This is a genomic window from Vibrio sp. CCB-PB317, from assembly GCF_022808245.1.
Taxonomy (GTDB): domain Bacteria; phylum Pseudomonadota; class Gammaproteobacteria; order Enterobacterales; family Vibrionaceae; genus Vibrio; species Vibrio diabolicus.
In genome coordinates this window covers 149,542-161,986 of the sequence record NZ_JALGNU010000002.1, presented here as the reverse complement: position 1 = coordinate 161,986, position 12,445 = coordinate 149,542, and the positions used below count along the sequence as shown (strand labels likewise).

9 protein-coding genes are annotated in these 12,445 nt (G+C 45.2%); 8 read left to right on the top strand and 1 reads right to left on the bottom strand.

Going from position 1 to position 12,445, the window contains the following annotated elements; genetic code table 11:
* Positions 1 to 166 precede the first annotated feature (166 nt).
* Positions 167 to 886: a PAS domain-containing protein gene (locus MTR11_RS09920; RefSeq protein ID WP_005392144.1), complete on the top strand. Its 720-nt coding sequence runs from the start codon at positions 167 to 169 to the stop codon at positions 884 to 886.
* A 72-nt stretch (positions 887 to 958) separates the two neighbouring features.
* On the opposite strand, the gene pdxH is transcribed toward MTR11_RS09920, so the two are convergent.
* Positions 959 to 1,594 carry a pyridoxamine 5'-phosphate oxidase gene (pdxH, locus tag MTR11_RS09915; RefSeq protein WP_005392142.1) on the bottom strand — a complete coding sequence of 212 codons (636 nt, stop codon included), beginning with the start codon at positions 1,592 to 1,594 and terminating at the stop codon, positions 959 to 961.
* A 115-nt stretch (positions 1,595 to 1,709) separates the two neighbouring features.
* On the opposite strand from pdxH, the gene MTR11_RS09910 reads away from it, so the two are divergent.
* The 7 genes from MTR11_RS09910 (at position 1,710) to MTR11_RS09880 (ending at position 12,318) form a co-directional block, all read left to right on the top strand.
* Complete coding sequence (locus tag MTR11_RS09910; protein WP_243328108.1) at positions 1,710 to 3,584, top strand: sensor histidine kinase; 1,875 nt, start codon at positions 1,710 to 1,712, stop codon at positions 3,582 to 3,584.
* A complete protein-coding gene (locus tag MTR11_RS09905; RefSeq protein ID WP_243327420.1) occupies positions 3,577 to 4,803 on the top strand; it encodes a sigma-54-dependent transcriptional regulator in 1,227 nt (408 codons plus the stop codon). The genes MTR11_RS09910 and MTR11_RS09905 overlap by 8 nt, the downstream gene beginning before the upstream one ends.
* A 172-nt stretch (positions 4,804 to 4,975) precedes the next feature.
* Positions 4,976 to 6,367, top strand: a complete 1,392-nt coding sequence (locus MTR11_RS09900) for an HlyD family type I secretion periplasmic adaptor subunit (protein WP_005392136.1) — start codon at positions 4,976 to 4,978, stop codon at positions 6,365 to 6,367.
* Positions 6,368 to 6,481: 114 nt separating this feature from the next.
* Positions 6,482 to 7,165, top strand: coding sequence for a transglutaminase-like cysteine peptidase (locus MTR11_RS09895; protein ID WP_005392134.1), 684 nt, complete (start codon positions 6,482 to 6,484; stop codon positions 7,163 to 7,165).
* A gap of 5 nt (positions 7,166 to 7,170) precedes the next feature.
* Positions 7,171 to 9,084 carry a LapD/MoxY N-terminal periplasmic domain-containing protein gene (locus MTR11_RS09890; protein WP_031780239.1) on the top strand — a complete coding sequence of 638 codons (1,914 nt, stop codon included), beginning with the start codon at positions 7,171 to 7,173 and terminating at the stop codon, positions 9,082 to 9,084.
* A gap of 15 nt (positions 9,085 to 9,099) precedes the next feature.
* The gene (locus MTR11_RS09885) at positions 9,100 to 11,214 is read left to right on the top strand and encodes a type I secretion system permease/ATPase (protein ID WP_006740888.1); all 2,115 of its coding nucleotides are present in this window, start codon (positions 9,100 to 9,102) and stop codon (positions 11,212 to 11,214) included.
* 510 nt (positions 11,215 to 11,724) lie between these two features.
* A complete protein-coding gene (locus MTR11_RS09880; protein WP_012842403.1) occupies positions 11,725 to 12,318 on the top strand; it encodes a mechanosensitive ion channel family protein in 594 nt (197 codons plus the stop codon).
* Positions 12,319 to 12,445 lie beyond the last annotated feature (127 nt).

Below are 12,445 nucleotides of genomic sequence, written 5' to 3'. Positions count from 1 at the left end.
TTTATCACTGTGTGACGAAAATATCGAACACCATGAACTTAATTGGATTGAGCGCCAATCAACGAACGTGTTCTAGCAACGTGACTGCCTACTTGGCAATGTCAATATTAACAACGCAACACGGACGTCTCTGTATTGGTAAAAGCAGTATGTAGTGAGTCCTTTTGTGAATATTTCAGTCGATACCATAGAACAATCCCTCCTTAAACAGCTACCAGGTTGTTGGGGATGCAAAGATAAAGATTCGGTATTCCGCTACGTAAATCAGGAATACGCAGAACTGTTGGGACACACGTCGCCCGAGGAGTGCGTCGGTAAAACTGATTTTGAGATGGCAAGCCCAACCACTGAATGTGCACAAGAATTTCAACGCCAAGATAAACACGTCATCGAAACTGGTGAGTCACTCAAAATTCTTGATATACATCCTTATCCAGATGGCCGCTGGCGAGCGCATATCTTTACTAAAACACCGTGGCGAGATGACAATGGTAACATCGTAGGGACCATTTTCTACGGAAGAGAACTCACCGACACCGCCGTGATTGAAGTGGGGTATTGGGTTTGTCGTGCAATCAGCACCAACCCTAATCAGCAATCCATCTTTCGTTTCTCTGACTTACAGCCAAAACCAGAGAAGCTCACATGTCGCGAGCAAGAAACGCTTTTCCTCCTGCTCTACGGCAAGAAGCCACAATTCATCTCTCAGGTCATGGGTATATCAACAAAAACCGTTGAAGGACACGTCGCACGCTTACGTAATAAGTTTGCAGCGAACAGCAAGAACGAACTAATAGATAAAGCAATGGAAGCTGGCTACGGATCTGTTGTACCCAAAACGCTGCTTAAGCATCAATTATCGGTAGTGTTGAATGGAGAGCGATAATTCGCGCCACTTTCTACCTACAAAAACACCGCCCAAGTGGGCGGTGTTTGTTTATTCATGAGGCACGAGAGTTTATGGCGCTAGACGGTCAATGTCCCAACTTCCGTCATGTTGGGAGAAAAGAAAGCGGTCATGAAGACGGTGTTCACCACCCTGCCAAAACTCGATGCTCTGTGGTTTTACGCGAAAGCCACCCCAGAAGGTTGGAACCGGTATTTCACCCTTAGCAAATTTCTGTTTTAGCTCTAAAAACTTACCTTCTAATACGCCTCGAGCAGAAATACGGCTACTTTGCTTGCTCGCGATTGCGGCTAATTGGCTCTCTTTTGGACGAGAAGTAAAGTATTTCATATTTTCTACGGCGGTGAGCTTTTCCGCCACACCAGTAATATGAACCTGGCGCTCTAACGGATGCCAAGGGAAGTGCAAACTAATATTGCTGTTATGCTCAAGCTGCTGGGCCTTGCGACTGCCTAGGTTGGTGTAAAATACAAAGCCATTTTTGTCGACGTTTTTCAATAGAACAATGCGTTGAAACGGCATGCCATTTTCATCAACCGTTGCAACTGTCATCGCAGTCGGATCCGTTAAACCCGCTTCAACCGCTTGCTCTAGCCACAGATTAAATTGATCAATAGGATCAGCTTTCAAATCTTTACGACGTAGCCCACCTTTGGTGTACTCACGACGAATATCAGCAAGTTCCATCTTTACTCCTTCACTCGTTTTTGTCGATTGTGCTCCCGATACTGAGGAAATACAAGGACATCATTATGCTTGTTATCGTTGCCGCTCACAGCATCACAGTGTGTCATTTGATACCATGACACAAAAAACCAGTGAGCTGATCGTGAACTTACTCAACCCTAAAGCCCTACGTCATTTTCTACTGCTGCTGTGTGCCGTTGGCATTTCAGGGCTTGCGCTTACTCATCATTACGCAACTCAATACCAACATGATCAGTGGCAACAAAAGCTAGAGAGACAAGCGGCGCAAGTGTCGCAAGAAGTAGACTACGAGCTGGCAAAGTTTGAACAGATACCAAACCTATTAAGTCACGATCCGAGATTACTCAAAGCAGTAGAACGCGGAGCGCCCTCTCACGAGCTCAACCTATTGTTAGCAGATTGGTTGAAACAAAGTTTGGCCGATACGATTTACGTTCATGACCGCACAGGGTTAGTCATTGCCTCAAGTAACTTTCAGCAAGAAGATACGTTTGTTGGTTCCAGCTTTAGCTATCGTCCCTATTTTAAAAATGCGCGACGCGGTGAACCTGCTCAATATGTCGGGTTAGGCGTTCGTTCAAATAAACGTGGGTACTTCTTCTCATCTCCGCTTTGGGTAAATGATGAGGTCGTTGGGGTGATCACGGTAAAAGTGAATTTGGAGCAGTTAGAACAGCGTCTTTCGCAAACCACGACGGACGTACTCATCACGGATAAACACAATGTCGTGTTTATGAGCAATTTGCCTAACTGGCGCTATCGTGCACTTTTCCCGCTGTCACCGAGTGCAATAAACGAGCTTACCGAAACGCGTCAGTATGGCGATACCTTACCAGAGTATTTTGGTGAGCTTACCGCGCAAAGTGGCGTCACCGAGTTTGCTGATAATCAATTGCTCCTCTCACCCAATTACCTCGCATACGCGACACATTTATTGGATAAAGGATTTCGCGTCGTTGCCTTGATAAACCACAACAGCGTCCTTGCCGCCGTTTTACAGGCTGATATCGTCTTCCTGATTCTATATGCGCTCATTGCGCTGATTGCGTTAGCGTGGTTCCAAACACTCGTGAACAAGGCACGCCTAGCCGACCTTAATGTGAGCCTAGAAGAAAAAGTAGTGCAACGGACACTAGTGCTGAGTGAAGCCAACCAAAAGCTACAACAGACCATCCGCCAATATGAGCAAAGCCAGCAGGAGCTCAAACAAACACAACAAGAACTGACTCAAGCCGCGAAATTGGCGCTACTAGGCGAGCTGTCTGCCAGTATTAATCATGAGATAAATCAACCACTTTCCGCACTAAGAACCTATACCGAAAACTCACAGCGTTTGTTGGCAATGGAACGATACCCAATGGTCGCCGACAATTTGGGCAAAATGCTGGCACTCAATGACACCATTTCGGAAGTGATCGCACGCTTAAAAGTCTTCACTCGGAAAGCCACGCACGATTCACACAATGAAATCGCGGTACTGCACGACGCAGTGCATACTGCCACCAGCATTTTGAGCAACAAACTCATTAAACAAGGGGTGACATTAAAAGTCCCAGCCATCGATTATAATGTGAAGCTAGCAATTCACAGCGTTGAGTTAGAGCAAGTTCTGATCAATCTCTTCCATAATGCTGCACAAGCGATGGAAAACTACTGCATTGATCCGCAAATATCTATTGCCGTTCAGTGTCATGATGACAGCTGTGACATTCTTGTTTCCGACAACGGGCCCGGCATGTCGGACGAAGCCCTAGCAAAAGTCTTTGACCCGTTTTTTACGACTAAGCCAGAGGGCTTAGGATTAGGTTTGACCATCTCCAAACGCATTTTAGAAAGCTATCACGGCTCACTCAGTGCTTATAAACATCAGAACACGGAACAACAAACAGGAGGCATGACCTTTATCGTAACGCTGCCAATCGCTACCCAAAACCAACGCAACCCAGAAGTGGAAAACAACCATGAATAATCCCGTTTTCTTTGTTGATGATGAACCACATATTCGTGATGCCGTCGCTCAAGCACTGCTTATTGAAGGGATAGACGTCACCTGCTTACCAAACGCCGTGGAAGCCTCGCGCGTTATCGACCCAAATACGCCAGCGATCATCATCACCGATATCCATATGCCTGTGATGGATGGATTGGAGTTCATGCGAACGTTGCGAAGCAAAAACGATCACTTTCAATTTATCGTACTTACCGGACATGGAGATGTGAAAACCGCGGTAGATGCGATGAAAAGCGGCGCGTACGACTTTCTCGAAAAGCCTTTTTCAACGGAACAACTTATGAAGTCGCTCAATAACGCTGGTGATAAGTTGAATCTATTGCAGGAAAACATCTGGCTTAAAAAAGAGCTCGACATGCAAACTCATGTTGGTCCGAAAATGATTGGTCACAGTAAAGCCATGGTGAGCATTCGTCGCGCTTTGATCAGCGCACCAACGAACCAGCCGATCATTTTTGTTGGTCAAGATGGCACAGGTCGCCGGCTCGCCGCACAATTTGCCCACGACATACATGCAACGCCAGACAGCGAGTTAATCGCCGCTTCTGGTGAGGATCTCTATGAGCTTTCATTAGAAGCCCTCGATAAAGCCATACATCGCTTGATTGAAGGAAAAAGCCATTGCAGCTTGTACTTACATAGTGCTGAGCATGTCTCATATGAACAATGGCAATGCTTGTTTAACCACCCGAAACTTGAGCGTGTTTTTGGTGCGACAACCCAAGTTGATCCGTCTATCAAAGCTCTGGCTACTCTAATTCACTTGCCGACACTCGATGAAAGAAAGGAAGATATAGGGCCTTTATATAAGCACTTTGTACGCCACGCAGCGAGCCGTTATCAGCTTCAACCGCCACACATTAGCTTAGAAGAAGTCAAACATCTGACCGATTTAGAATGGCCAGAAAATATTAAGCAGCTGCGCCAATTTGCAGAACTTCGCGCGCTCAAGCCAGATACCTTCCGAATGGAAGATTGGAACAGTGAAAAAAGTATCGAAATTCAGAGTATGACTCAGCGCACAGAATACTTTGAATATTGCTTATTATTCGATGCACTACAAAGACACCGAGGCAGACTCAAAGAGGTTCAACTAGAATTACAGGTATCACGCAAAACCTTGTACGACAAACTAAAAAAACATCAGTTGGATAAAACCAAGTTCAAGGCGCAATAGCCATACTCTGACGATATCTTCACTTTTCTTTTGCTAGAGAAGCATTGAAAACGCTCATTCGGAGAGAGAATGGTCTTCGTCTCATATTTTTATTCGCCGAGCATACTGACATGATCGGTTAATAATAATAAGATCAAAAAGATAATCAGCATTTATATAAGCAGGGACTGTGATGAGCCGAGATAACTACAACAAACTCAACAATGAAGAGTTGGATTTTGTTGACGACAAAACTGCAGCATTGCTCCTCAACACCCCCAACAGCGCACGTTTGATGCTCTGGGTGATGGTGTTGTTTTTTATTGCTGCAATAGGCTGGGCATCTTGGGCTGAAATCGACCAGGTCACTGTTGGTCAGGGAAAAGTCATTCCCTCTTCACAGATTCAAGTTGTACAAAACTTAGAAGGTGGCTTAGTCAAAGAAATTTTAGTCAAAGAAGGTCAGTTGGTTGAAAAAGGTCAGCAGTTACTTCTTATCGATGACACTCGCTTTCGCTCTGATTTTCGTGAGCGTGAACAACAAGTTGCCAACCTAACTGCGTCTGTGCTGCAACTCTCAGCTTCGATCAACAGTGTTGCCGTGAATCGTGATTTTGAAACGGAAAACTGGCGCCAAAGCGTAGTACTCGATTATGGCAAACTGACCTTTCCACCAACTTTAGAAGAAACTCAGCCGAAACTCACTCAGCGCCAGAAAGCTGAATACCGCGAAGATTTAGACAATTTACGCAACCAACTTTCGGTGATTGACCAACAAGTTCAGCAAAAGCAGCAGGACTTAGTAGAGATTGAAGCGCGAGTAAGGAACTTACGTCAAAGCTATCAATATGCGAAGAAAGAATTAGACATTACCAAACCGTTGGCTGATGAAGGTGTTGTGCCTCGTATTGAATTACTCAAATTACAACGCCAAGTCAACGACACCCGCCGCGAAATGACGTCCAGTGAGCTCAAAATCCCGGTATTAAAGTCAGCGATTCGAGAATCCATGCTTAATCGCATTGATGTTGCGCTCAAATTCCGCTCTGAACAGCAAGAGAAACTCAACAGCGCCCAAGACCAGTTATCTGCCTTGGTTGAATCAGCAGTGGGTTTAGAAGATAGAGTCAATCGAACCGTTGTGAACTCGCCAGTAACAGGCAAAATCAAAACGCTGAACATCAACACCGTTGGGGGTGTTATCCAACCAGGCATGGATATCGTCGAAATTGTACCAACTGAAGATACGTTATTAGTAGAAGCGAAAATTGCGCCAAAAGACATTGCATTTTTGCGCCCGGACCTACACGCCATCGTGAAGTTTACGGCTTACGACTTCACTAAGTACGGCGGCTTAGAGGGTGAGTTGGAGCACATCAGCGCAGATACAACCCAAGATGAAGAAGGAAATAGCTTTTACATCGTTCGTGTCCGCACCGATAAAACGAATTTTGGTCAAGATGCAGATTTACCAATCATTCCAGGAATGACGGCATCGGTCGATATCATCACAGGGAAGCGAACCGTTTTGGAATATCTACTTAAACCGATTTTAAGTGCCAAAACGAACGCCTTGAAGGAGTAAATCACACCAAGGTACTCACAACGGCGAGTATTGAGCGATAAGTGATTAAATAAAAAGCATTTGTTTCTCACTGACGAACCCTTTAGAAGAGTATACTTGTGATATGAGTCGAATATGCGATCCAATTTGAAGCGTAAAGTTACATTATTAATCAGTTTAAGTTGTTTTTCGTTCCAAATTGGTGCGTTAAGCAGTAAAGAACAACAATGGGTCAATACGGTCACAGCAGTGTACGGCGAACGTGCGGGATTGCGCGTAAATACATGGCGAAAAAACCTCGACTTATTTAAACAATTAGAGACACATGAACAGCTCGCTGGCGTCAACGACTTTTTTAACCAGCTGTATTTTGTTGACGACATAAAACTGTGGGGAAAGACAGATTATTGGGCTACGCCACTCGAATTTTTAGGGAGTAATGCAGGGGATTGTGAGGATTTCACCATCGCCAAGTACTTCTCGTTACTCGAGCTAGGAATACCAGATTCTAAGATGCGTTTGATCTACGTAAAAGCCATCGAACTGAATCAGTTTCACATGGTATTAGCTTACTACCCAACCCCAAGCTCTGAGCCGCTCATTCTCGACAATATCAACCCTGATATTGTCCGAGCCTCTAAACGTAGCGACTTGCTACCGATATACAGTTTTAATGGTACAAACCTGTGGTTGATGAAGTCTTCTGCTAGCACTGGAGAGCTGGCAGGGAAAGCATCACGGTTGAGCCTTTGGAATGACTTACGCTCGCGCGAACGTAAGTTGCAGTTAAATAAACCTAAAATTAACTATGACGAGTGAGAAACATGACCCTATATAAGAAGCTTGTAGTGGGAATGGTTACGGTCTTTATACTCTTGTTGGCATCAGTATTCGTAATCCAATTCAACACGACTCGAGACAGCTTGGAACAACAGCAACGTTCAGAGGTCAACAACACCATTAACACCGTAGGTTTGGCATTGGCTCCTTACCTTAAAGACAAAGATAAAGTCGCGGTAGAATCCGTGATTAATGCTCTGTTTGACGGCAGTACCTACTCGGTTGTTCGCCTGACCGCTTTAGATTCTGACTACCAAATCGTGCGCACTTACCCGGTTAAACCAAGTACGGTGCCACAGTGGTTTATCGACATGAATCTATTCAAAGCCATTCACGATAAGCGCGTGGTGACCAGTGGTTGGATGCAACTTGCTGAAGTGGAAATCATTAGCCACCCAGGAGCAGCTTACGAGCAGCTCTGGCAAGGCTTTATTGGTTTGTTATCTGCGTTCAGTGTCATTTTCCTGGCTGGTTTAATTGCGATTTCGTACATCCTCCGTCGCTCACTAAAACCATTAGCGGCCATCGTGAAAAAAATGCATGAAATCGCTAATAACCAATTTGGTGAACCACTTGCTCGTCCAAGAACTAAAGATCTGATCGCGGTGGTAGATGGCATTAACATGATGTCTGCTCAAATTGAGCTGTCATTCAAAGAGCAAGCGAAAGAGGCACAACGACTGCGTGCTCAAGCTTACCTCGACCCTATCTCCAAACTGGGTAATCGCTCGTTCTACATCAACCAAATAGACCAATGGCTTGCAGAGCAAACGCAAGGGGGTATCGCGCTACTCCATGCAGAATACATTGGTGACATTTACGAGACAAAAGACTACCAACGCGCCGATGCCCACGTAAAAGAACTGTCTCAACGTCTGAAAAACACCATTGATGTGCCGGGAGCTACCATTGCACGCCTATCTAGTGATGAGTTTGGTCTGCTTTTCCCACACATGGATGAAAGCGAACTACGCATTTTGGCGGACAGCATCGTGAACTGCGTTAACGGGTTGAACACTGATCCAACCGGTCTAGCCAAACCAAAAGCAGCCTTAGGTGTTGCGCATAGTAAAGACCAAAAAACGCGCTCTGAAATCTTATCTATGGTGGATAATGCGCTCTCGAAAGCCAAAGCTCAACCAGACAAAGCTTACGGCTTTATCGGCAGTGACACACCTTCTAACTTAATGGGTAAACAGCAGTGGAAAGCGCTGGTTGAAGAAGCGATTCATAGCGATTGGGTTAAATTCCGCTTCCAAGCAGCGAAGAACACTTGGGGTAAAGTGTTCCATAACGAAGTGTTCTCAAGCATCGAAAAAGAGGGCGAAACGTTCCGTGCCAACCAATATTTATTCGCACTAGAGCAGCTAGACGCCACCAATATTTTCGACCAATACGTTATTGAGTCGATGATTAAGATGTTGGAAAGTGGCGAGCTAACCGATCCTGTCGCGATCAATATTGCGCAAAGTAGCTTGTCTCAGCCATCGTTCATTCGCTGGACCACCAGCATGTTGGAAAAACACGCAAAAGTGGCCTCTAAGCTACACTTTGAAATTCCAGAGGAGTGTTTTATTGATCAGCCTCACCACACGGCGCTGTTATGTAATGCCATTCGCCAATCCGGGGCTGAGTTTGGCGTAGATAACTATGGACGTAACTTCCAATCATTGGAGTACATCCAAGAGTTCCGTCCTAACTATGTGAAGCTCGATTACCTATTCACACACAACTTACACGACGAAAAACAGAAATTCACGCTAACGTCGATTTCTCGTACTGCCCATAACCTAGGCATTACGACTATCGCGTCGCGTATTGAAACTCAAATCCAGTTGGACTTCCTCACCGAGCATTTTGTTGAGGTATTCCAAGGATTCATCGTCGACAAGGAATAAAAAGGTTTACCACAGATGAAAGACCCTTTACTGAATTCGCTCATCTACGTTAGCCGTTACTATGGGTTAGCTAACTCGCCAGAAGCGCTAGTCAATGGCCTTCCGCTTTCAGACGGCAAGCTAACTCCGTTTTTGCTACCAAGAGCAGCGGAAAGGGCCGGATTGGTTGCCAAGGAAAACCGTGCAGAGCTGGAGAACATCTCCAGCCTGATTCTGCCGGCAATCTTAGTTCTTAAAGGCGGTGACTCATGCGTTCTCAACAGCATTAACGCGGAGACACGCGAAGCCGAAGTCACCACCTTAGAAAGTGGAATGGTGCCAATCTCCATTCCATTAGAAGACCTACTTGAGCAGTACACTGGTCGCTACTTTTTAGTTAAAAAACAATTCCGTTTCGATGAGCGCTCTCCCGAGGTGCTCAAAACCAACGAAGGTCACTGGTTTTGGTCAACCTTGTGGCAGTCAAAACGTATCTACCGCGATGTTTTAATCGCCTCACTTCTCATCAACCTCTTTGCCGTTGCCGCTCCGCTATTCACTCGTTTGGTGTACGACAAAGTGGTACCGAATCTCGCGTTTGAAACCTTATGGGTATTGGCAAGCGGCATATTTGTTGTCTTTCTATTCGATTTCATACTCAAATCGTTGAGAAACTACTTTATTGATGTCGCAGGAAAGAAGTCTGACATTCTGATTTCCTCCAAGCTGTTCAGCAAAGTGATGGGCATCCGAATGGAGTCCAAGCCGCCTTCAGTCGGCGCATTCGCTCGCCATCTTCAAGAGTTTGAATCTATTCGAGAATTCTTCACGTCTGCAACCGTCAGTGCCCTAATTGACCTGCCTTTTGCCATTCTGTTCTTGGTGATTATATGGCTAATGGCTGGCGATCTTGTGTATGTTCCAATGGTCGGCGTGGTCATTTTGATTGTCCATTCGCTACTGATACAAGGACCGCTGCGTCGCTCTATAGAGGAAGGGTCACGCTTAGCATCGCAAAAATACGCCAACTTAATTGAGAGTCTAGCGGGGCTAGAAACCGTAAAAATGCTCAGCGCGCAAAGCCAATTCCAATACCGTTGGGAAGAAGCGGTGGCGCACATGGCGAACTGGAACATCAAAAGCCGCCGCATTACCGACAGCATCCAGAACGCGGCTGGCTTCGTACAGCAAAGTAGTAACGTTGGGATGATCATTCTCGGTGTTTATCTGATTGCAGAAGGCGAACTCACCATGGGTGGCTTAATTGCCGCAACCATGTTGAGTGGTCGCGCCATAGGGCCTTTGGTTCAGTTGTCTTTGCTCTCAACGCGCTACAACCAGGCGAAGTCTTCTATGACGATTATCAATCAAGTCATGGAAATGCCGGATGAGCAAGAAGAAGGGAAACGCTACATCCATCGCCCAATAATCCAAGGTAAGATTGAAATTGATCGCGTAACGTTTCATTACCCAGACTCTCCTGTCGCGTCTATACGTAACATTTCTCTCACGATAAATCCTGGTGAAAAAGTCGCGATAATCGGTCGGATTGGTTCGGGTAAGACAACGTTAGAGCGCTTGATTATGGGCTTGTATAAGCCAACAGAGGGGCACGTACGTATCGATGATACTGATATTGCACAGCTTCATCACGTTGATGTTCGACGTAACATCGGCTGTGTGCCTCAAGATTCGAATCTATTCTTCGGTTCGATTCGCGACAATATTACCTTGGGTCGTCCACTAACCGATGACCGAGACGTGCTTGATGCAGCAAACCGTGCAGGCGTGACCGCATTTACACAATCGGATCCAGCTGGTTTAGAACGTCAAGTAGGTGAAGGTGGTGCGATGCTTTCTGGTGGTCAACGTCAAGCCGTCACGATTGCTCGTGCATTTTTGGGCCGTCCTCCCGTCCTACTTATGGATGAACCGACCAGCGCGATGGATAACCGCTCTGAAATGCATATTAAGCACCAGCTATCTCAGCTCAAACCGAGCGAAACATTGATACTGATTACGCATAAAACGTCGATGCTCGACATCGTTGATCGAGTGATTGTGATGGAGAAAGGCAGCATCATTGCTGATGGTCCTAAAGCGCAAGTGCTGAATGACCTGAAGCAAGGCAAAGTACGTGCGGTTAGCTAACCGAAATTAGCATTTACAAAAGAGAAAGGCCCCGTTTGACTCATGTTTAACGGGGCTTATTTTATTGAGAATCCAAGATAGTTAAGCTCTTCAAGCACTATCCAAACGAGCACTAGCCCCACAATCACTACCAACATCATAATCGCCTTTTCATCTTCTTCCATTTGATAGATATCCTAGCAAGCCATTTCACTCAACACGTCTTAGGTTATCAGGACAAAAATCATATTCAGCACGTTTATACGCTCCTAGCCTCATACAATACCGGATATGAGATACAGCTCAAACATTAAACACTTTAAAACCGCATCAACTTTGGTTGAATATATGCGGTGAGCGCAAACAGAAGCAAAGCTCTGCACACTATTGATAAAACTCTACAACTCTCCGTAGGCTCTAGGGCGAAGTTCCTAGGTAGAGAGACGAAAAATGGAGAGAGAAAATTTGTGATTACTTACATCAGAAAATCAGCTATAACAGCGGTTTTCTTAATATCGTCGAGTTGAAGAAATGAATGATTGGATCCATCTAGATCAAGTGAGCCAGTATTTCACCGCTGGCTCTCTCGGGTACAAAGTCTTAATGGGCATTATTGTCCTGATTGCTTATCGCATTCTGAAGAGAATCGTCAATCGAGCCATTTTAAACTTAGCGACCTCAAAAGGTGTAAAAAAGGCCCGCCTGAGTTTTATTCAGCGTTGTTTTAACGTCGTGCTTTTATTTTTAACCGCGTCTGTTTTTGCCATTATCACCGGGATTGGCTATGGTGATGTGTCATTGTTCCTATCGTCCATTTTCGCCGTATTGGGTGTGGCGTTTATTGCGCAATGGTCAATTCTGAGCAACATCACTGCCAGCTTTTTGATCTTTTTTGTCTTCCCATACCGAGTGGGCGATCGCATCAAAGTCGTAGACAAAGACGAAGACATCAGCGGCGAGATTCAAGAAATCAGTATGTTTCACGTGTTAATTAAGCACGATAACGGTAACTTGATCACTTACCCAAACAACCAGATTTTGCAAAAAGCGGTACTAAAGCTGGCGAAAAACAAGCCAGAGCCAAGTAAAGCAAAATCTCGGATTTATACTCGCAGAAAGAAATAACCCACTAAAAAGCCGATGTATCTACATCGGCTTTTTAGTATCACTTGGTGGTCACAAATAACCCAAAGTTAATGGCGAAAAACAGTGAAGAGACAAAACGTATAAGCTGAAGGTCACCACTGTATTC